The organism is Mesorhizobium australicum (genome assembly GCF_900177325.1).
Taxonomy (GTDB): domain Bacteria; phylum Pseudomonadota; class Alphaproteobacteria; order Rhizobiales; family Rhizobiaceae; genus Mesorhizobium_A; species Mesorhizobium_A australicum_A.
This window is the reverse complement of the sequence record NZ_FXBL01000004.1, coordinates 3773506-3792805: the sequence shown is the minus strand read 5'-3', so window position 1 is coordinate 3792805 and position 19300 is coordinate 3773506. Positions and strand designations below refer to the sequence as shown.

The following is a 19300-nucleotide window of genomic DNA, read 5'->3' as shown; positions in this document are numbered from 1 at the left end:
TCTACACAGGGCCCTACAGGCCGATACGCACAGTTTAGACCTCATCGCACGATCAAGTCGAGACCATGGCGCGACAGTGGCCGGGGATCGCCTTCGGTGGTCAGATAGGTACGACCGAGCGTCATCGCCGTCTCGGTGTCGGAATCCATGATGATCATATGCGCGAACAGCGTCATGTTCGGCGCGATCGGCTCCGGATTGCCGGTGTAGAACATCGGCATGTCCATCCAGGACGGCGTGAAGCGCGCGCCCTGAGAGTAGCCGCAGGCGTTGAGGCGATGGCGCGTCATGCCGTGCGCCTCCATCACCCTTGCATGCGCGTCGAACACGTCGCCGAAGGTCTTGCCGGGCACCATGGCTTTCTCGACGGCCAGCAGCGCATCGCGGCAGGCGTCGTAGAGCTCCTGGTGGCGTTTCGACACCTTGCCGACGATGGCTGTGCGCATCATCGCGGCGTGGTAGTGGTGGAAGACGCCAGCCCATTCGAGCGTCAGCTGGTCGTTCTTGGTCAGCTTGCGGCGTCCGGCCTTGTAGCGGCACAGAAGCGCGTCCACGCCCGAGCCGATGATGAACTCATTCGCGGGATAGTCGCCGCCGCCGGCGAAGATCGCGCCCTGCATGGCCGCGAGGATCGCGCCCTCGTCGCCGCCCTGCTTGATCAGGGGAAGGGCGGCGTCCAGCGCGTCGTCTGAGAGCGCGGCCGCCTTCTCGATCTTCCTGATCTCGGCCGGGCTCTTCACCACCCGCAGGCGCGAGACGATGCCGGACGCGTCGGAGATCTTGCCGAAGGTCTGCATCTGCTCGTCCAGCCGACGTCCGTTGAAGGCGGTCAGGCCGTGCGTGTCGTATTCGATGCCGATGTTGCAGCCCAGCAGATCCATGTCGTTCAGGAGGTTGCGCAGGTCGACGGCCGGGTTGGCGTTGTCTCGGTCTGTCCACAGCACGATGTTCTCGATGATCGAGGTGTGCTTGGCCTGGCGCAGGTCGGCGGAACGGGTCAGCAGCACCATCGAGCCGTCGGACTTCACCACCAGGCACTGGAAGAAGCAGAAGCCGAACGTGTCGTAGCCGGTCAGCCAATACATGCTTTCCTGCGCGAAAAGCAGGATCGCGTCGAGCTTGCGGTCGGCCATCTCCAGGACGAGCCGGTCGCGCCGCGCGTCGAATTCGGTGCGTTCAAAATGAAGCGCCATCATTCCTCTCCAATCACGATCGACGAGATCAACCGGCCGTAGTCCGGCTCGCCGCGATGGGTCGTTCGGCGGTAGGAGTAGAAAAGATCCTCCTCCGCATAGGTGCAACGGTAGAGCGCATGCGCCTGGACGCCGGCAGACCGCAGCCGGTCGACGGTATAGGTGTTGAGATCGAACATAGCATGCCCGGCTTTCTGCGACGGCGCGAAGTAGTGTTCGTTCGCGGCGTTGCCGGCGGTGAAGCGTTCGACGAATTCGGGGCCGACCTCATAGTTGCGCTGGCTGATCGAGGGTCCGAGGACTGCGACGATGCGCTCGCGCCGGGCCCCCAGCGCTTCCATGGCCGAAACCGTGTTCTCGAGCACGCCGGTGAAGGCGCCCTTCCAGCCGGCATGCGCCGCGCCGACGACTGCCGCCTCAGGATCGGCGAAGAGAACGGGGCCGCAATCGGCGGCCGATGCGCTGACCGCAATGCCCGGCCGGTCCGTCACTATAGCATCCGCCTTGGGCCGCTCGCCGGCGAACGGCTCGCGCACCGTTACCACGTCGGGCGAATGCACCTGCCAGACGCTCAGCAGATTCCCAGGCTCGACACCCATCCATTCGGCGACGCGGCGACGATTCTCCGCCACATGGGCCTTGTCATCGTCGGAGCCGGTGCCCGTGTTCAGGCCAGCGTAGATGCCTCCCGACACGCCGCCGGCGCGCGTGAAAAAGCCGTGCCGGATGGACGGCGCGCCAGCAAATTCAAGATGTTCCGACCTGAGCGGGTCGGGGCGCGAACTGTTCTGCATCAACTGCCTTCTGGCGGCTCGGGGTCTGCGGGCAAATCGGCGACAGGCTTGTCCCGGCGAGCGGGAAGTTGGGACAGACGGTCGGTGCGTGTCAATCTGCGTGTCCAGGTGCGCCACCCTGCCAAGCGAACTAATCACCGCTCACGTGGCTGAAAGGCGCAATGCTTGGAGGCTTTCGGGCAATGGCCAGAACCTTGAACAACTCGCCCATCTGGTCTTGAGCTGCCAGGCGCTCGACCTCGTCGCGGATCTCCTCGCGCCTAGTCTCGTCGACATTCGCTCCCAGGCTGCTGGCGCGCTCCAGCAGGCCCATGGCGAGCAGGAATTCGCCCTGCGACATCGCAGCCGTTTTCAGTCCCTGGCGTTCGGCTTCCCGCGCCAGCGCCTCGAAATCGACGTGCGAGGTGAGGTCCGCCTCGCCCGGATGGTCGAGCGTGGGGTCGTAGGTATGGCGGCGCACTGCTTGCAGCGTGTCTCCGAGGCCGGAAGCGAGATGGCCGTAGTCGAAGAACAGGCCGGCGCCGCCGTCCTGCGCGATGCGTTGCGCGATTCCGGCCATCACGGCGCTACGGGCCGGCGCGATCTCGAAGATCGAGCCTTCCGGTGCATCCGCCGATCCCGGCGGCAGGAAGGTGTCGTCCAGCGACGCCATGCCGGCGAAGAAGGCGAGGGCTCCCGCCTCGTCCAGCCCCACCATGCGCTCGCGCCAGCCGGCCTGAGTCTTTACAAACTGCCTGATGGGAATCGCGTCGAACAGCTCGTTGCCGACGATGAACAGGGAGTGCGGCGGCAGCTCGTCCACCGTCCGCAGCCAGGAGATGCGCTGTGACGCTTCGCCGAGGGTCTGACGCTGCACCTCGGCCAGCCGCGGACTCGCCTCGACGAGGGCGATCTGCGATCCCGATTCAAGCTCCGGCGCCAAGTGCCTGATCGTGCGCAGCAAATCCTTCGTCAGCGTGCCGCGGCCGGGGCCGATCTCGGCGATCGTGGCGGGCAGGGGGCGTCCGAGCGCCTGCCAGGCCGCGACCAGCCACACGCCGACGATCTCGCCGAACATCTGGCTGATTTCCGGGGCCGTGGTGAAATCGCCATACGCACCGAACGGCTCGCGGGTGGTATAGTAGCCGTCCTCCGGATCGAATAGGCACATCGCCATGTATTCGGCGACCGAGATCGGGCCATGCGCCGCGATCTGTTCGGCGAGGCGCCGGGCGAGGGGCGTCATCTGGCGGCGGGCTGCTTCGCCGTCGCCATCGCCCAGATGCCGGCCAGCACCATAGGCAGCGACAGAACCATGCCCATGGTGAGCCAGCCGCCGAGCAGGTAGCCGAGCTGCGGGTCCGGCACGCGGAAGAACTCGACGATGATGCGCGACAGGCCATAGCCACAGATGAACGCGCCGCCGATGAATCCCGGCGTCTTCAGCTTTTTCAGACCCCAGACCAGCCAGACGAGGACGAGGAAGAGCACGATGCCTTCCAGGCTCGCCTCGTAAAGCTGGCTCGGATGGCGCGGCTCCGGGCCGCCATTGGGGAAGACGAACGCCCAAGGCACATCGGCAGGACGGCCCCAAAGTTCAGAATTGACGAAATTCGTGACGCGCACCAGCCCCAGTCCGACCGGCACGCCGGCGGCGACCACGTCGAACAAGCTCCAAGTGTTGATCTGCCGGCGGCGCGCAAACAGGATCATGGCGAGAATTACGCCGAGCAGGCCGCCATGGAAAGACATGCCGCCCTCCCAGATCGCCAGCATGTCGAGCGGATTGGCGATGTAGCGGGCGAAATCGTAGAAAAGGATATAGCCGATGCGCCCGCCGGCGACGACGCCGACGGCGGCCCAGACGACGAAGTCATCAAGGTGCTCGGGCGTCATGGCCGGCGTATGGTGCGCCCAGAGACGTGGCGTCGAGGCAAGCCTGCGCGAATACCACCAAGCGAACAGAATGCCGACTACGTAACCGAGTCCGTACCAGTGGATCGCGAGCGGCCCGATCGAGATCAGCACCGGGTCGATGTCGGGGAAGGGAAGGGCCGCAAGCGGCAGGAGAAGTTCGGTCACGGAAAGCCTGTCGAACCGGTTGCGAAGAGCGGCGGACCTTGGCCGAGGCTCCGGGCGAGGTCAAGGCGGCGGCGCGTCGCCTTGCAAACGGCCGCGCGGCCTCCTAATTGCTTTTCAGCAACGAGGTTTTCCCTATGTCCAACGGACCCAACCGCATCCTCGACGAGTTCGCCAAGCTGATGACCGACGCGGCGGGCGCCGCGCAGGGCGTCCGCCGCGAGGTGGAGACAGCTTTCCGCTCACAGGCAGAGAAATGGTTCAACTCGATGGAGATCCCGCAGCGGGAGGAATTCGAGGCGGTGAAGGAGCTGGCTGCGCGGGCGAGGGCGGAAAATGCCTCGCTTCTGAAGCGGATCGACGCTCTGGAAGCACGCGTCGCGGCGCTGGAAGGGACCGAGGCCCCGGCGCCGAGCCGGAAAAAGACTGCTGCGAAAAAATAATTCGGACATCTGTCCACAGGCAGCCGCACTGCGAAAAGCGTTGCGGCTGAATCGCTTAACGGTATCGCTGAATCTGCCGCACGCCGGCTTTCCACACCCTCGCGCAAGCTTCCTGCAAAAAGGGACTAGCGCGCCGACTCTCCATCAATAGACTGAAATTGTTGCATGATTCGGAACACCGAACATGCGCCGGTCCGGGGCGGTCCGGCAGGGGTAGTTTGTTCCTTCCGCTCAGCCGTAGTGCGTTCACCAGTCGCGCGTGCCTCTCCCGGTGGAGCGTGCGGTGGCGCTCCCGTAACGACAGGAAGCCTACGATGAGCCTGCTTGAACTCGATCTCTCCAGAAACCCGCACCCGGTCGACATGATCGAACAGGTCGCGCACGCGAACGACTGGGCCTTCGAGAGAACCGGCGACGATGAGATCGCGATCGCCGTCGCCGGCGACTGGACCGACTACCATGTCTCCTTCTCCTGGATGGAGGATTTCGAGGCGCTGCATCTCGCCTGCGCCTTCGACATCAAGGTTCCCGAGAACCGTGTGCTCGAGGTGATGCGGCTGCTGTCGATTATCAACGAGCAGATGCTGTTCGGCCATTTCGACCTGTGGGAGCAGGAGGGCGCGATCATGTTCCGCCAGGCCCTGCTGCTCTGCGGCGGCGCGGACCCGACCAGCCAGCAGGTCGAGGTGCTGCTCAACTCGGCGCTTGAAGCCTGCGAGACCTATTTCCAGGCCTTCCAGTTCGTCGTCTGGTCGGGAACGAGCGCGCGCGATGCGCTCAACAGCGCCCTGTTCGAGACGCAGGGCAACGCCTGACGCGATGAGTTCGCCGAGGCCGCCGATCACCTACGAGGATTTCGAGCGTGTCGACATTCGTGCCGGCACGATCGTCGAGGCTGAACCTTATCCGGAGGCCCGCAAGCCGGCGATCAAGCTCAGGATCGATTTCGGCCCGGAGATCGGCGTGAAGCGCTCCTCCGCACAGATCACCAAATACTACGAGCCTGAGACGCTGGTCGGGCGACAAGTGTTCGCTGTGGTGAACTTTCCGCCGCGCCAGATCGGCAAATTCATGTCCGAAGTGCTGACGCTGGGCTTCCCGGACGAGGAAGGCGCTGTGGTGCTCGGCGCGATCGACCGCAAGGTGCCGGACGGCGGGCGGCTGTTCTGATCAGCTAGTCCGGATTTCTTTAAGCCGGCACCCTCACTACCGCGCGCAGGCCGCCCATCGGGCTGTCGTCGAGCGAGATGTCGCCGCCGTGGCTCCGGGCGATGTCGCGGGCGATAGAGAGGCCGAGGCCAGTGCCGCTCGCATCCTGGTTGCGGGCTTCGTCGAGACGGACGAACGGCTTGAAGACGTCCTCGCGTCGGTCGAGCGGGATTCCGGGACCATCGTCGTCCACGATCATCGTCAGCGCGCCACGGCGATGGGTCGCCGTAACGGAGACGTTCTTCGCGTAGCGGAATGCGTTGCCGACGAGGTTGGTGGCGAGCCGTGTGAAGGCATGCGGGCGCACATGCACCTGCGGCTCGCCGACGAGCGCGATCTTCAACGTCCTCTTGCGCAGGTTCGCCTCTTCCTTGAGGCGGTCGAACAGCGCGTTGAGGTCGAGCGTGCCGGTGTCCTCCGAGGCTTCGCCACGCGCGAAGGCAAGATAGCCCTCAAGCATGGATTGCATGTCGTCGATGTCCTGGTCGAGCGCGGCGACGTCGGCCTTGGAGCCGGTCAGCGCGAGCTGCAGGCGGAAGCGCGTCAGGATGGTGCGCAGGTCGTGGCTGACGCCCGTCAGCATGGCGGTGCGCTGCTCGATCTGCCGCTCGATGCGCTCGCGCATCTGGATGAACGCAAGGCCGGCGCGGCGCACTTCCTCGGCGCCACGCGGCTGGAAGTCGGCGGGCGGCGAGCGGCCCTTGCCGAACAGGTCGGCGGCTTCCGCCAGCTTCTGGATCGGACGGATCTGGTTGCGCAGGAACAGGATGGCGATGGTGAGCAGAACCAGCGAGGTGACGACCATCCAGACCACGAAGATGTGGCTGTTGGAGGCATAGGCCTGGCTGCGCCGGGCAAACACCCTGAGCACCTTGTTCTCAAGCTGGATCCTGACCTCGACGATGCTCGAATTGCCCACCGTGTCGATCCAGAACGGGCGGTTGATCTGGCGGGTGATCTCGGTCGACAGGATGCCGTCGAGGATCGAGAAGAAGGGTTTCGGCCCTGGGGCGGGCAGGGGGTCTGGCGGCAGGAGGTCGATCTTGAGCGCGAGGCGCTCCTGGGCGATGCGGATCACGTCGGCATAGTTGTCGCCCGGCGGGTAGGTCTCGATCATGTCGATGATCGCAGCGATGTCGCGGACGACGGCTGTCGACAGGCGCTGGGTGACGAGCTGCCAGTGGCGCTCCATGAAGACGAAGGCCACCACGCCCTGCAGCAGGATCATCGGCGCGATGACGATGATGAGCGAGCGGGCGTAGAGGCCCTTGGGCATGTAGTGGGAGACGCGCCGCCACGCCTTGCGCCAGATCAGCGGCCCGCGCGGGCGCCAGCGGCGCAGGAAGGCCTCGATGCCGCCGGGCCGGACGTCGGTGGGATCGGTCGCCGCCATGTCCGCCCCGGCCGCGCCTATTCGACGCTCAGCCTGTAGCCCACCCCGCGCACGGTCTGCAGCCATACGGGATTGGCCGGATCGCGCTCGATCTTGCGGCGCAGCCGGTTGATCTGCACGTCGATGGTGCGTTCGCCGACCTCGGCCTCGCCGCCGACCAGTTCATGCCGAGGGATGGTCTCGCCGATGCGGCCGGCAAAGACCGACAGGATGTCCTGCTCCCGGTCGGTCAGCTTGATCGTCTCGCCGCCTTTCTTGAGCTCGCGCCGGGCGATCTGGAACGTGTAGGGACCGAAGACGATCTGCTCGACCTTCGGCGTCGGCGGGGGACCGCCGCGGCGCAGGATGTTGTTGATGCGCAGGATCAGTTCGCGCGGATCGAAAGGCTTCGGCAGATAGTCGTCGGCGCCCGCCTCGAGGCCGGCGATGCGGCTGTCGGTCTCGGAGAGCGCGGTCAGCATCAGGATGGGCATGTTCTTGTCGGCGCGCAGCGCCTTGGTGAGCTCGACGCCGGTTTCGCCCGGCATCATCACGTCGAGCACCAGGAGATCGAAGTCCAGGCCTTCCAGATGGCGCCGCGCTTCAGCCGCCGTGCCCGCCACGGTGACGCGGAAGCCGTTGCTCGTGAGGAACTGCTTCAAAAGATTGCGGATGCGCGTGTCGTCGTCGATCACCAGAAGGTGGGGCGCGTCGTCTCCCGGTGGCGTCCGGTTTTCCTCGGTCATCTCCTCATCCCCTCTCGGCGGATTTCGAGCCTGGAAGTTCATCAACCTGAACCCTCAGCTCGGGTTTGACCATGCCGCGCAGGAAACCCTCTATCGCCTCCCGCTCGGCGGAGCTGTAGCCCCGGATTGCCTCCGCGATGCGGCGGGACTGTGGCGTAGCCAACGCCAGCGCAAGTTCCCGGCCCTTGGCGGTCGGATAGAGCTCGCGCTGCCTTCGGTCCTTGAGCCCTTGCACCTGGACAATGTAGCCCGTGTCGACAAGCTGTTTCAACACGCGCGCGAGCGACTGCTTGGTGATCTGCAGCACGTCGAGAAGCTCTGCCACCGTCAGGCCCGGCCTGCGGTTGACGAAGTGGACGACGCGGTGGTGCGCACGGCCGAAGCCATACTTCTCCAGGATCTGGTCCGGGTCGGAGGTGAAATCCCGATACGCGAAGTAGATGAGCTCGATGATCGCGAAATCGATCCCGGCCTCGCGGGTCAGCGCGGTTCGGATCGGTTCCGGGGTCGTCTTGATACGTGCCTGCATTGGTCCTCGTAGGCCATTTGGAATTTTATGTCAGCCTTGTTGACATAAATTAGGCCGGCTGGTAATTTTTGCCAAGCTTTTCGGCGCTTGGCGACTGAAAAGCCAAGGGATGAACGCTTTTCCCGTAACTTCCTTTTCACGGACGGTCCTGTTTCCCGGACCTCCGGCCTCCGGTGGCGATTCGCCGCCGTCCGGCTTATGATCGGAAGACGGCGAACAATGAGGCCGGCACGGCCAAGGAGTGTGACATGGCATCGGTTCCCTTCGACAAGCTCGATGGTTACATCTGGATGAACGGCGAATTCGTCAAATGGGCGGACGCCAAGATTCACGTGCTCACGCACGGTCTGCACTATGCGAGCGCCGTGTTCGAGGGCGAGCGGGCCTATGGCGGGGAGATCTTCAAGCTCACCGAACATACCGAGCGCCTGCACGAATCCGCGCGTATCCTTGGCTTCAAGATCCCCTATTCGGTCGCCGAGATCGACGATGCCTGCCGCGAGGTGCTGCGCAGGCAGGGCTTCAGCGACGCCTATGTCCGTCCGATCGCCTGGCGCGGATCGGAGATGATGGGCGTGTCGGCGCAGAACAACCGCATCAACTGCGCCGTCGCCATCTGGCAGTGGCCGAGCTATTTCGATCCCGAGCAGAAGCTGAAGGGCATCCGCCTCGACATCGCCGAGTATCGCCGGCCGGATCCGCGCACGGCGCCGTCGAAGTCGAAGGCTGCAGGCCTCTACATGATCTGCACCATCTCCAAGCACAATGCAGAGGCCAAGGGCTATGCCGACGCGATGATGCTCGACTGGCGCGGCCAGGTCGCCGAAGCGACCGGCGCGAACATCTTCTTCGTCAAGGACGGCGTGCTGCACACGCCGAAGCCGGACTGCTTCCTCGATGGAATCACCCGCCGTACCGTGATCGATCTGGCCAAGCGCCGCGGCTACAGTGTGGTCGAACGCGCCATCATGCCGGAAGAACTCACAGGTTTCTCGGAGTGTTTCCTTACCGGCACCGCCGCCGAGGTCACGCCGGTCTCGGAAGTGGGGCCGTATCGTTTCACGCCCGGGGAAATCTCGCGCAATCTCATGAACGACTACTCCGCCGAAGTGCAGCCCAAGCGGGCTATCGCCGCCGAGTAGAGGCGGGTTTTTCCGATGCTGACCACGGGCGGCCCATGGCCGCCCGTTTTCTTTGGTCGGGAGTCATTTGACTTTCGTATTGTTCAGGCTCTCATTGTCGCAGGCGCGGTCGATAGGCGGCCACGCCTCCCTTGGAGGGGAAAGGACAGGCACATGGAAGCACTTCTTCCGATCATCATTCAGATCGTCACGGGAATCATCGGCGGCCAGGCGGTAGGTGCTGCGATCAAGCAGGCGGCAATGGGCCAGCTCCCCAAGATCATCAGCGGTGCGCTCGGCGGCGTCGGTGGCGCGGCCATCCTCGGCAGCCTGCTGGGTGGTGCGGTCGATCCGGCGGCGGCCGGCGGTCTCGCGAGCTCGCTCAACCTCGAGAACATCGTGGGTGGTGCTGGCGGCGGCGCGATCCTGACCGGCATCGTCGGCGCCGTCATGAACGCGATGAAGAAGTAAGCGGGACGGCCCTCGCCCTGCTTCCGACGGGCGGCCGATGCGCCGCCCGTTTCTTTTGGGTGGACGGCCTGTCGCCCTGCCGCTAAGCCCCCCCGCAGCTTCCACGACAGCATGAAAGGCCGACGATGGGTCGATTGAATGCCGGGATCATCCAGGTGACGCCGTTCCAGCAGAACTGCACGATCCTGTTCGATGACGAGACGAAGGCCGGCGTGATCGTCGATCCGGGTGGAGATGTCGACGTGCTCGTCAAGGCGATCGAGGACAACGGCTTCAAGATCGAGCAGATCTGGATCACCCACGGCCATCTCGACCATGCCGGCGGCGCCATGGAGCTGAAGGAGCGGCTAGGGGTGGAAATCATCGGCCCGCACGTCGCCGACGCGCCACTGCTTGCCAATATCGACAATCAGGCGATGCGCTTCGGCATCACCGGCGTACGAAACTGCACGACGGACAGGTATCTCGCCGAGGGAGACACTGTCTCCTTCGGAGAACATGTCTTCGAGGTGCTCCATTGCCCTGGCCACGCGCCTGGCCACGTTGTCTATTTCAACCGCGCGGCCCGCTTCGCGCATGTCGGCGATGTGCTCTTCAACGGCTCGGTCGGCCGCACCGATCTGCCGGGCGGGGACCATGCTGCCCTGATCCGATCGATCAAGGAAAAGCTGCTGCCGCTTGGCGACGACATCGGCTTCATCTGCGGGCACGGGCCGGGCAGCCGCTTCGGCGATGAACGGCGTTCTAATCCCTTCCTCACCTGAAAGGGGCGGTTATCCGCCCTTCGCGATCCCGACGAGTTGCTCGCGGTCCGGCCGCGGGCGCGGCTGGCGATAGGGGTTGTCGCTGTCCATCTGCGCGCCGTTCTGCGCCGCGATCTGGGCCGCGATGATGGCGTTCAGCGTCGCGGCCAGATTGAAGTTCGGGCGCAATTCGATCGGCTTGCCGGGCAGGATGGTAAGTTGCGGGGCAGGCCTTTCGATCGCGCCGTTTCCGGCGGCATGAGAGACCGATGCTGCGGCGCCGACAGTTATGGCGGCACCCAGAAGAATGCGAAAAATGGACGACATATCAGCCTCCGCACATACGGCCATGATGGTCGTACGCGTTGCAACTCTCACCCGTTCCGCCTGAACCGTGGCTGAATGACCGGTTCAGGCCGCGTTCGCCCCGCCCGAGAGGCGTCGGCATCAGCCGACGGTCAGATTGACCGCCTTCGGCCCCTTGCCGCGCTTGTCCGGTTCCGTGTCGAAGGAAACCTTCTGGCCATCCTGCAGGCCGGCTAGGCCGGACGCCTGCACAGCGGAGATGTGCACGAAGATGTCCTTGGCGCCGCCATCGGGCGTGATGAACCCGAAACCCTTGGCATGGTTGAAGAATTTGACGGTGCCTTGCATCTGGCCCATTGCATGCTCCCTTTTCAGTCACTGACATGCCGCGCCTTTCCTAACCCCGGCGCGTTCGGTTGGTTACTGGAGGAGATGCAATTCGCACGATCGCTGCGGAGCCGTCCCCACGGCTCACTCTTTCGGCGATCCGCCTGCGAAAAGCGCGCGCTGAACACAGGCAAGCAGATACAGTCTCCGGGCCGGCAATTACCCGAAGCCCGAATAGTCAACAAAATCGCCGCTGGAGCAAGCGAAACTTTCGTTGTGGCCCACCCTTCGGCCGCGAGAGCCGAAGGCCGGCCTTTGTCAGTCGCAGAAGGTGACCGGGCCGATGCTCACGCAAGCGCCCGGGCGGAAGGTCTCCGAGCGCCTGAGGATACGTGGGCGGCAGCTTTCCCCGACATGTCGGTGGACGACAGAACCGTATCCCGGCAGGTAGTGGCGGCGGGCATCGCGATGGCAATCGACCGGCGGGCGGGAAGGTCCGGGGATGAAGCCCGGACCGCCACCAGGGCCGTCGACGCGGACCGGGCGGCAGTTGCGGCCACGGTGATAGTGCCAGGCGCGACGGCCGAATTCCGGAACGTAATGCCGTTGAACGTCGCGGTGGCAGCCCGAGACGTTGACGAGCAGCCCTTCGGCCAGGGCGGGAGACTGGCCGGGCTGTCCGGCGCTCGCGGTCATCGGTGTGGCCGACGCTATCGACAATGCGAGTGCAGCGGCGATCTTCAGGAAACGCATGTCTTGTTCCTCCAGCCTTCGGGCCCGTGCCGAAGTGGAAAAACATCGCATGAAAGCAATCGTCAGCAAAGCCCGACGAGTGGCGTCGGTTAAGACCCGGAAAAAAAGCGCGGCGCCTGAAGCGCCGCGCCATCGTGTCCCGAAATCGATCCGACGGAAGCGGATCAGGCCGGACGGAGGTTGACTGCCTTCGGGCCCTTGCCCATGCGGTCCGGCTCGACGTCGAAGGAAACCTTCTGTCCGTCAACGAGCGTGCGCATGCCCGACTTCTCGATGGCCGAGATGTGGACGAAGACGTCCTTCGCGCCGCCATCCGGCGTGATGAAGCCGAAGCCCTTGGTTGCGTTGAAGAATTTAACGGTACCGGTCTGCGACAATGGGGAATCTCCTTTTCCCGTGGGTCATAAGCGTCTGCGCGGTGTGCACAGGGTCGCGGCGTCGGATCGTCACGATGTCGGGGAAAGGTGGTCCAAAACTCATCCAGTCTCCGGGTCAGTCAGTGCCCGAACATCACAAGCTATGGCAGAAGGCTGGCTGATTGACAAGATGTCGCGGACCGGCAAGGCATCGACTCAGTAATGAAGCCGCAAAGTTCTACCGTCGGCGGAACAGGCAGATGCGGTTTGTGTTGGTGCCGCGGCTGTTGTTGCCGACGCCCCAGCAATTTGCCGTCTTGGTGAAGGCCTGGTCGTTGACGATCACGCCGATGAAGTCGAGCGGCAGGCCTTCGGCCGCCTCGGCCACATGCCGTTCGAGCAGTACCTTGCCGCCGCGCACCTCGCCGACCTCAAAGGCAACATGTCCGCCGGGGCGCACGACGCGGGCAAGCTCGGCAAGGGTCGCGCGCACGAAGCCTGTCCACTCCGCCACTGTCCTGTGGTGGTCGATGGCGACCATCCTTGGATCGATGCCCGCGAACCAGCAGCGCAGCCAGTTGTCGCCGGCATAGTCGACCACGTCGAGGAAGGGGGGCGAGGTGATGGCGAGCGCTGCGGACGCATCCAGCAGGGCCGGCGTGTGCGAGGCGCGACCGGTCATCAGGAGCGGCGGCTCGGCCGGCGAGGGGAGGGGACCGGCAAGCAGGCTCGCGGATTTGCGCAGGATGATGGCGACAACGTCCCGCCGGGGAGGCGTCTGACTTCGCTTCGCGTTGATCCTGCGCTGCGAGGCGACCGACACGGCCTGGTTTGGCGGCAGGGTGTAGACGGAGAAGAAGCCGGACGAGTGGCCGGTGAGCCGGTTGATTGCCACCATGCGGATCCACTGCTCGGCCCGCGTCAGGCGATCGGCCCGCACGAGCAGCCAGGCGCGCAGTGCCGCGATCTGGCGCAGCGTGTCGGGATGATAGAAGGCGAGCAGGTCCGGATTGCTCTCTGCCTCCGCGTCGAGGTCGATCGCGGCGAGCGCTTCCCCCACCTCCTCCAGCGTTGGCGGCGAAAGGCGTGGGCCGACGAGCATTGCGGAGAGCGGGTTCACGTCGTTGCCGGCGGCGCGCCGGCCGAGCAGGGCGGCTTCCAGCGGCGTCGTGCCGCGTCCCATGAAGGGGTCGTAGACGAGGTCGCCGGGCTCGGTCAGCCGTTCGATGAAGAAACGCGGCAGTTCCGCCTTGAAGCAGGCGCGGTAAGAAATCTCATGCAGGCTGGACGACTGGCGCTGTCGCGCGGTCCAGAACTCATTGACAAAGTAAGTGAGGCCGTCGCGTGCGACGATTTCCGTCGGGCGTCCGAAGCCCGAAAACGCCGCCAGAGATTCCGTGATTCCGGAAGAAAGGTTCGGATGCGCGGTCATCAACGTAACGGTAGCCGCTAACGCACGATTCGGCGAGTTATCTCGTCGCCAGCCAGACAACATGACGCGCGCCCTTCCTTCCGCGATGCGCGCGCACCATAACCTCCTCGACTGCGAATCCGGCATCGCGCAGGCGCTTCGAAAAGGCGCGGTCCGGCCCTTGCGACCAGACGGCCAGCACGCCGCCCGGAGTCAGTGCCCCACGCGCGGCGGCAAGCCCCGCATGGTCATAGAGCCTGTCGTTGACGCGGCGGGTCAGACCCTCGGGGCCGTTGTCCACGTCGAGGAGAATGGCGTCCCACTGAGGTGCCCGTCCGCCGCCGGGGGCTGGTCGGATCAGGGCCGCCACGTCGGCGATCGCCACCGTCACCCGCGGATCGTCCAGGCACCCGGCAGACAATTCAGCCATCGGCCCGCGTGCCCAATCGACCACTTCTGGCACGAGTTCGGCGACCGTGATACGCGCGTCCGACCCGAGGGCAGCCAGGGCCGCGCGCATCGTGAAGCCCATGCCGAGGCCGCCGATCAGGACGGATGGCGCCTTGCGCCCGGCGAGACGCTGCGCGACGAGCGTTGCGAGCGCCTCTTCGGAGCCGGAGAGCCGCGAATTCATCAGTTCGATCGTTCCCGACATGATCGAGAACTCTGCCCCCCGGCGCTTCAGCCGCAGGTCTCCGGCGCCGTCAGGCACGGCGGCGCTGGCGAGATGCACCCATGGGATCATGTCCGCGCGATCTTGAGCCGGGCGACGGGTGACCGTTCCGCTCTCACTTCGCCGCGCCGATCTCGGCCTTGCAGATCGGTTCGGCCTTGAAGCTCTGCTCCATCCAGGCGTCGCCCTTCGGATATTCGTGGATGAAGGTGGTCAGGTCTTCCGAATAGGTTCGGCCGAAGAAGGCGAGCGCATCCTCGCCGAGCCCTGCCCTGGCGAATTCGCCGGCGAGGCAAGAACAGTAGGCGTCTGCCTTGTTCGGCGAGACGTCGGCATCGAGCCCCTGCCTGTAGTAGTTGCCACAGTCGCGGCCGAAATCGGGCTTCGGCGGCTCGTCCGCCTGGGCCGAGCAGGCAAGAAGGACGGCCGCGGCCGTCCATGTCGTCAGCATCTTCATGGTCGTTCCCCCGCGACAGGGGGACTCGTATCGCGTTCAGCCGCCATTGACCAGCGCCAGGATGAGCTGGTGGACGTTACCGCCCTTTGCCATCTCGACTCTCTCGAAGGCGCTGTTCTTCGCCTTGTAGGCGAGACCGGCGTCAAGGATCGGCTTCTTCACCCTTTCCTTGATCTCGCGGCAGCCCGGATCGTTCTCCACCACCATGCCGACGGTCGTGTCGAGGATGGCCTGAGTCATCTGGCGGATATAGTCGCCATGCACCTTCTCGTGCGCCCGGATACCGTCGATAAAGCTTTTCCAGAGTCTCTCGGTCGACGCGGGCAGCTGTGAAGACGGCTTCGGCAACGTGTAGGTGATCGTCAGGAACGGCTTGGCCGAAACGAGACGGCATGAGGTGCCCTCCGGCACATAGTTGCGGCGCCATTTCAGGTCGTAATTCGTGACCGCGATCGTGCGCGTCGGGCCGATCGTTGGTCCCTTATCGCCGATCGACGCGTAGAGCTCCGGGCCGGTCGTGCCGGAGATGGCGTAGGTCTTGACGACCTCGGTCGCCTGCCAGTCGGCGGCGTGGGCCGAGAAGGAGGCCGCCAAAGTCGTGGCGACGGCTGCTCCGAGGAGGGAGCGATGCACTCTTCGTGTCATGTCTTGCCCTGCGGATAGATTGTCTCGCCGCGCTTCAGCATCTCGACGAAGGCCGCGACGCGCCTCTGCCGCGCGGTCTCTGTCTTGAGGTTATGCAGCCGGAAGGCAAGCGCGAAGCGGTTCTGCGCCGAAAGCCGTTCGAGCATCGCTTTGGCATCCGGCTCGGCATCGATCGCGGCCTGGAGGTCGGGCGGGATGGTCATGTCCTTAGAGCCGCCATAGGCGCGGTCCCAGCGACCGTCGGCCTTTGCTGCCTCGACATGCCTGAGGCCGTGTTCGGTCATCCGGCCTTCCCCGATCAGGCGGGCGACATTGTCGACATTGATCCTGCTCCAGACGCTCTTGCGGCCGCGCGGCGTGTAGCGCTGGAGAAAGCTCTTCTCGTCGAGGCTCTTCTTGATGGCGTCGATCCATCCCCAGCACAGGCATACATCGATCGCCTGCTTCGGCGTGATCGACGGGACGCCCGACGCGACCTTGAAGATGCGGATCCAGATCTCGTCGGCGCGGTCGTGGTTCGCGCCGAGCCACGCGTAAAAGGCGTCGGTGCTTGCGACCTCACGGACCTTGGCGGGGTCGACTTTGACGGGCGCCACGACGTCCTACTGCCCCGGGCGTCCGGTCTTGCCGGGGCGGCGCTTCTGACGCTTTTCGTCGGCGGGGTCTTCGTAAGAGCCCACACCCACCTTGCCGCGGACCACCGGCTTGACGTCGTCCGGCCTTGCCGGTTTCGCGCCTTCGACCGGCTTTTCGGTGCGTCGCACCGTCATCTCGTCCAGCGTGTTCTTGCGGAACAGGCCGCGGCCATCATTCGGGGTTCCATAGTCGGATCCGTGCGCCTCGCTGGCGGTCTGTTTCCTGAACAGTGAACGGTCGACGGCGCCGGCCGGCGTCGCATGGTCGCCGGAGGTGCCCATCTCGTCGAGGGCGGGCTTGGCGAAGAGCGACGTCGCCGTCTTCGGCTTGCCGCGTGCGGCGTCCCTGCGCGACTGCTGCGTGTTATCGATCGCCACATCACGCGCCAGCGGATCGTCGGCCACCGCAAGCTCGGCCTCGCGCAGCCGCTTGATCTCGTCGCGCAGGCGGGCGGCGCGCTCGAAGTCGAGGTCGGCGGCTGAATCGCGCATCTCCTTTTCGAGATGTTCCAGATGGGCCTTGAGATTGTTGCCGACCAGGTTGTTGACGCCGCCGCTGCCGCCGGACGGAAGCTCGGCGCGCACGTGGTCCTTTTCGTAGACCGAATCGAGGATGTCGGCGATGCGCGACTTTACGCTCTCCGGCGTGATGCCGTGGGCGGCATTGTATTCGAGCTGCTTCTCGCGGCGGCGCTCCGTCTCAGCCATCGCCCGCTCCATCGAGCCGGTGATCTGGTCGGCATAAAGGATGACCTTGCCGTCGACGTTGCGCGCGGCGCGGCCGATGGTCTGGATCAACGAGGTTTCCGAACGCAGGAAGCCTTCCTTGTCGGCGTCGAGGATGGCGACGAAGCCGCATTCGGGGATATCGAGGCCTTCGCGCAGCAGGTTGATGCCGATGAGGCAATCGAAGGCACCGAGGCGCAGGTCGCGGATGATCTCGATGCGCTCCAGCGTATCGATGTCGGAGTGCATGTAGCGCACCCGAATGCCCTGCTCGTGCAGGTATTCGGTCAGGTCCTCGGCCATGCGCTTGGTGAGCACAGTGCAGAGCGTGCGGTAGCCTTTACGCGCCGTCTCGCGGATCTCGCCCAGCACATCGTCGACCTGGCTCTTCGCGGGCCGCACCTCGACGGGCGGATCGATCAGGCCGGTCGGACGGATGACCTGCTCGGCGAAGACGCCGCCGGCCTGGTCCATCTCCCAGCCGCCCGGCGTCGCGGAAACGGCGATCGTGGTCGGGCGCATGGCGTCCCATTCCTCGAAGCGCAGCGGCCGGTTATCCATGCAGGAGGGCAGGCGGAAGCCGTATTCGGCCAGCGTCGCCTTACGACGGAAGTCGCCGCGATACATGCCGCCGATCTGCGGCACGGTGACATGGCTCTCGTCGATGAAGACAATCGCATTGTCGGGGATATATTCGAACAGGGTCGGCGGCGGGTCGCCCGGACGGCGGCCGGTGAGATAGCGCGAATAGTTCTCGATGCCGGCGCAGGAGCCGGTGGCCTCCAGCATCTCCAGATCGTAACGGGTGCGCTGCTCCAGCCGCTGCGCCTCCAGCAATCGTCCCGCCTTTTCAAGCTCCTGCAGCCGATGCTGCAGCTCTTCCTTGATCGACTTGATGGCCTGATTCAACGTTGGGCGCGGCGTGACGTAGTGCGAGTTGGCGTAGATCTTCACCGACTTGAGGTCGCCGGTCTTCTGGCCGGTCAGCGGGTCGAATTCCATGATGGAATCGATCTCGTCGCCGAACATCGAGATGCGCCAGGCGCGGTCCTCCAGGTGGGCGGGGAACAGTTCGATCGTGTCGCCACGCACGCGGAACGAGCCGCGGGTGAAGTTGATCTCCTGGCGCTTGTACTGCTGTGCGACGAGGTCGGCGAGAAGCTGGCGCTGGTCGAGCCGGTCGCCGACCGTCATCTGGAAGGTCATCGCCGTATAGGTCTCGACCGAGCCGATACCGTAGATGCACGACACGGAGGCGACGATGATGACGTCGTCTCGCTCCAAGAGCGAGCGCGTCGCCGAGTGGCGCATGCGGTCGATCTGTTCGTTGATCGACGATTCTTTCTCGATATAGGTATCGGTGCGCGGGACGTAGGCCTCCGGCTGGTAGTAGTCGTAATAGGAGACGAAATACTCGACCGCGTTGTTCGGGAAGAACTTCTTGAATTCGCCGTAGAGCTGGGCGGCCAGCGTCTTGTTGGGAGCGAGGATCAGCGCCGGGCGCTGCGTCTCCTCGATCACCTTGGCCATTGTGAAGGTCTTGCCCGAGCCGGTGACGCCGAGCAGGACCTGGGTTCGGTCGGCATTGTCGACGCCCTCGACCAAGTCCTTGATCGCGGTCGGCTGGTCGCCGGACGGTTTGAACTCGGTCTCCATCCGGATCGCGATGCCGCCTTCGGACTTGTCCGGACGGGCAGGGCGGTGCGGTACCCACAGTTCGCCGTTCTTGTGCAGCGGGTTGCCGCTCTCGATCAGGTCGGCCAGCGCCTGGACCGTGGCGGTGACGCCGGAGGAGGCGAGCGATCCGACGTCCTCCAGGCTGATGTCGAGGCCCGCGACCGGGTTGAGGCCCGCGGCGGCGCGTTCCTTGGCGCTCGCGGCGCCGCCCATCGACGTTCCGCGCGCGGTGCGTGTCGGCGCCGATGAACGCTCCGGCACCTTCTTTCCGCCCCTGGGAGCGGGCGTTTCGCCGCCGGCCGCCTTGACGCGGTGCGTGCCGGCCGCGGAGCGGATCGCGCGGGTCTCGGACTTGCGGCCCTCGGCTTCGGCCGCTTTCTCCAGGTCGCGCACCCAGTCTGAGACGCTGCCGGAAAGAGGTGCGCCTTCGAACTCCGCCTGCGGTGCCTCGCCGAAGCCGCGCGGCTCCAGCGGCTCGGATGCATCGTGGAAGTCGGTCATCTGGCTGCCACGCTTGCGCATGGCGTTGCGGTCGGAGGATTTGGCCATGTCCCAAATATGGGCGGAGTCCTGCGCGAAGGGAAGGGCGGAGGCTCGACACGGCTGCGGCACCGGCCGGCTCCTGACAGAAGGTTGTCAGGAGGGTGTCGTTATC

The 19300-nt window shown here is 65.0% G+C and carries 23 protein-coding genes; 6 read left to right on the top strand and 17 right to left on the bottom strand.

Features of this window, described 5'->3' with window-relative positions; genetic code table 11:
* Positions 1 to 41 precede the first annotated feature (41 nt).
* From B9Z03_RS21190 to lgt, 4 genes are all read right to left on the bottom strand, one after another.
* Entirely contained in the window at positions 42 to 1193 is a 1152-nt protein-coding gene (locus B9Z03_RS21190) for a M24 family metallopeptidase (protein ID WP_085466028.1), read from the bottom strand.
* Positions 1193 to 1987, bottom strand: coding sequence for a peptidoglycan editing factor PgeF (gene pgeF, locus B9Z03_RS21185; RefSeq protein WP_085466027.1), 795 nt, complete (start codon positions 1985 to 1987; stop codon positions 1193 to 1195). Before pgeF ends, B9Z03_RS21190 begins: the two co-directional genes overlap by 1 nt.
* A gap of 130 nt (positions 1988 to 2117) precedes the next feature.
* A complete protein-coding gene (locus B9Z03_RS21180; protein ID WP_085466026.1) occupies positions 2118 to 3212 on the bottom strand; it encodes a class I SAM-dependent methyltransferase in 1095 nt (364 codons plus the stop codon).
* Positions 3209 to 4048 (bottom strand): prolipoprotein diacylglyceryl transferase, encoded by an 840-nt coding sequence (gene lgt, locus B9Z03_RS21175; RefSeq protein WP_085466025.1) that lies wholly within the window; start codon positions 4046 to 4048, stop codon positions 3209 to 3211. The genes B9Z03_RS21180 and lgt overlap by 4 nt, the downstream gene beginning before the upstream one ends.
* A 134-nt stretch (positions 4049 to 4182) precedes the next feature.
* On the opposite strand from lgt, the gene B9Z03_RS21170 reads away from it, so the two are divergent.
* The 3 genes from B9Z03_RS21170 (at position 4183) to B9Z03_RS21160 (ending at position 5658) form a co-directional block, all read left to right on the top strand.
* On the top strand, positions 4183 to 4488 hold the full coding sequence (locus B9Z03_RS21170; protein ID WP_085466024.1) for an accessory factor UbiK family protein: 306 nt from the start codon (positions 4183 to 4185) through the stop codon (positions 4486 to 4488).
* A gap of 314 nt (positions 4489 to 4802) precedes the next feature.
* Positions 4803 to 5303, top strand: coding sequence for a type III secretion system chaperone family protein (locus tag B9Z03_RS21165; protein WP_085466023.1), 501 nt, complete (start codon positions 4803 to 4805; stop codon positions 5301 to 5303).
* 4 nt (positions 5304 to 5307) lie between these two features.
* Positions 5308 to 5658 (top strand): tRNA-binding protein, encoded by a 351-nt coding sequence (locus tag B9Z03_RS21160; protein ID WP_085466022.1) that lies wholly within the window; start codon positions 5308 to 5310, stop codon positions 5656 to 5658.
* A 19-nt stretch (positions 5659 to 5677) separates the two neighbouring features.
* Here the strand turns inward: B9Z03_RS21160 and B9Z03_RS21155 are convergent, their stop codons facing one another.
* From B9Z03_RS21155 to B9Z03_RS21145, 3 genes are all read right to left on the bottom strand, one after another.
* Entirely contained in the window at positions 5678 to 6973 is a 1296-nt protein-coding gene (locus B9Z03_RS21155) for an ATP-binding protein (RefSeq protein ID WP_244561929.1), read from the bottom strand.
* A 134-nt stretch (positions 6974 to 7107) separates the two neighbouring features.
* Positions 7108 to 7815, bottom strand: coding sequence for a response regulator (locus B9Z03_RS21150; RefSeq protein ID WP_085466020.1), 708 nt, complete (start codon positions 7813 to 7815; stop codon positions 7108 to 7110).
* Between the two features lie 4 nt (positions 7816 to 7819).
* A complete protein-coding gene (locus B9Z03_RS21145; protein WP_085466019.1) occupies positions 7820 to 8344 on the bottom strand; it encodes a MarR family winged helix-turn-helix transcriptional regulator in 525 nt (174 codons plus the stop codon).
* 248 nt (positions 8345 to 8592) lie between these two features.
* Between B9Z03_RS21145 and B9Z03_RS21140 the strand changes: the two genes are divergently transcribed.
* From B9Z03_RS21140 to B9Z03_RS21130, 3 genes are all read left to right on the top strand, one after another.
* Entirely contained in the window at positions 8593 to 9486 is an 894-nt protein-coding gene (locus B9Z03_RS21140) for a branched-chain amino acid aminotransferase (RefSeq protein ID WP_085466018.1), read from the top strand.
* A 153-nt stretch (positions 9487 to 9639) separates the two neighbouring features.
* Entirely contained in the window at positions 9640 to 9936 is a 297-nt protein-coding gene (locus tag B9Z03_RS21135; protein WP_085466017.1) for a hypothetical protein, read from the top strand.
* A gap of 125 nt (positions 9937 to 10061) precedes the next feature.
* Positions 10062 to 10700 carry an MBL fold metallo-hydrolase gene (locus B9Z03_RS21130; protein ID WP_085466016.1) on the top strand — a complete coding sequence of 213 codons (639 nt, stop codon included), beginning with the start codon at positions 10062 to 10064 and terminating at the stop codon, positions 10698 to 10700.
* A 9-nt stretch (positions 10701 to 10709) separates the two neighbouring features.
* Here B9Z03_RS21130 and B9Z03_RS21125 read toward each other — a convergent pair whose 3' ends face one another.
* From B9Z03_RS21125 to uvrB, 10 genes are all read right to left on the bottom strand, one after another.
* The gene (locus tag B9Z03_RS21125; protein WP_085466015.1) at positions 10710 to 11006 is read right to left on the bottom strand and encodes a hypothetical protein; all 297 of its coding nucleotides are present in this window, start codon (positions 11004 to 11006) and stop codon (positions 10710 to 10712) included.
* Between the two features lie 120 nt (positions 11007 to 11126).
* Positions 11127 to 11333 carry a cold-shock protein gene (locus tag B9Z03_RS21120; protein WP_139832500.1) on the bottom strand — a complete coding sequence of 69 codons (207 nt, stop codon included), beginning with the start codon at positions 11331 to 11333 and terminating at the stop codon, positions 11127 to 11129.
* A 297-nt stretch (positions 11334 to 11630) separates the two neighbouring features.
* The gene (locus B9Z03_RS21115; RefSeq protein WP_085466013.1) at positions 11631 to 12065 is read right to left on the bottom strand and encodes a hypothetical protein; all 435 of its coding nucleotides are present in this window, start codon (positions 12063 to 12065) and stop codon (positions 11631 to 11633) included.
* 164 nt (positions 12066 to 12229) lie between these two features.
* Positions 12230 to 12442, bottom strand: coding sequence for a cold-shock protein (locus tag B9Z03_RS21110; RefSeq protein WP_085466012.1), 213 nt, complete (start codon positions 12440 to 12442; stop codon positions 12230 to 12232).
* Positions 12443 to 12659: 217 nt separating this feature from the next.
* The gene (locus tag B9Z03_RS21105; RefSeq protein WP_085466011.1) at positions 12660 to 13853 is read right to left on the bottom strand and encodes a DNA methyltransferase; all 1194 of its coding nucleotides are present in this window, start codon (positions 13851 to 13853) and stop codon (positions 12660 to 12662) included.
* A gap of 37 nt (positions 13854 to 13890) precedes the next feature.
* The gene (locus B9Z03_RS21100; RefSeq protein ID WP_085466010.1) at positions 13891 to 14577 is read right to left on the bottom strand and encodes a polyamine aminopropyltransferase; all 687 of its coding nucleotides are present in this window, start codon (positions 14575 to 14577) and stop codon (positions 13891 to 13893) included.
* Between the two features lie 43 nt (positions 14578 to 14620).
* Positions 14621 to 14962 carry a hypothetical protein gene (locus tag B9Z03_RS21095; protein ID WP_085466009.1) on the bottom strand — a complete coding sequence of 114 codons (342 nt, stop codon included), beginning with the start codon at positions 14960 to 14962 and terminating at the stop codon, positions 14621 to 14623.
* 36 nt (positions 14963 to 14998) lie between these two features.
* A complete protein-coding gene (locus tag B9Z03_RS21090; protein WP_244561806.1) occupies positions 14999 to 15595 on the bottom strand; it encodes a DUF922 domain-containing Zn-dependent protease in 597 nt (198 codons plus the stop codon).
* A gap of 8 nt (positions 15596 to 15603) precedes the next feature.
* A complete protein-coding gene (locus B9Z03_RS21085; protein WP_085466007.1) occupies positions 15604 to 16203 on the bottom strand; it encodes a YdeI/OmpD-associated family protein in 600 nt (199 codons plus the stop codon).
* 6 nt (positions 16204 to 16209) lie between these two features.
* The gene (gene uvrB, locus B9Z03_RS21080; protein ID WP_085466006.1) at positions 16210 to 19194 is read right to left on the bottom strand and encodes an excinuclease ABC subunit UvrB; all 2985 of its coding nucleotides are present in this window, start codon (positions 19192 to 19194) and stop codon (positions 16210 to 16212) included.
* Positions 19195 to 19300 lie beyond the last annotated feature (106 nt).